1 pseudogene is annotated in these 223 nt (G+C 61.9%); it reads right to left on the bottom strand.

The window, feature by feature from the left end:
* Positions 1-36: 36 nt before the first annotated feature.
* Positions 37-223: pseudogene (locus OC610_RS29450) on the bottom strand (NAD-dependent protein deacetylase); the annotation flags it as partial.

The following is a 223-nucleotide window of genomic DNA, read 5'->3' on the forward strand; positions in this document are numbered from 1 at the left end:
CGAGCAGGCTCGCTCCCACAGGGGATGGCGGCGGTATCAAACCAGCATTGGCAGTAATTCCTCACACGGCATCCCAACCTTCAGATCCAACAGATCATCGGCCCGGGTCCTGCCCTGGTTGATCGCCAGCAGCGGCTTGCCCTGGTCCTTGATCGCGCGGCACAGGCGGAAGGCCGAATAGGCCATCAAGGACGACCCCACCACCAACAATCCATCCGCTTGC

This window comes from Pseudomonas agronomica (assembly GCF_025917275.1).
GTDB lineage: Bacteria > Pseudomonadota > Gammaproteobacteria > Pseudomonadales > Pseudomonadaceae > Aquipseudomonas > Aquipseudomonas agronomica.